Annotated in this window: 1 protein-coding gene; it reads right to left on the bottom strand. The window is 60.7% G+C overall.

What is annotated here, in order from left to right:
* Window positions 1–244 (bottom strand): hypothetical protein (locus tag SB773_RS34040; protein ID WP_410594903.1); only part of this gene is annotated, 244 nt, incomplete at both ends.

Here is a 244-nt window from a genome sequence, read left to right as displayed (position 1 = left end):
CAGCCTTGAGCACCGTAAGAATCGGGCCGCCCCACGCCGAGAACCCGTCGACCACATGGAACGCCAGCGTTGCCAAAGATCCGAGAGTGGCGCCAACCTGCGGCAGCACACCCATTGCGTAGGTGGTGAACTTCTCAAGCCCACCGTTAGAGGTCCACGACGCGAACCCGGCTGCGAGCTGCTCAACATATCCCGCACCCTGCACAAACAACGGATTCAGCACTTGCAGTGCGTTGATTACGCC

Source organism: Bacillus sp. SIMBA_074, assembly GCF_046534555.1.
Taxonomy (GTDB): domain Bacteria; phylum Bacillota; class Bacilli; order Bacillales; family Bacillaceae_G; genus Bacillus_A; species Bacillus_A mycoides.
The sequence above is the reverse complement of the archived record's forward strand: the minus strand, read 5'-3'. Positions and strand labels throughout refer to the sequence as shown.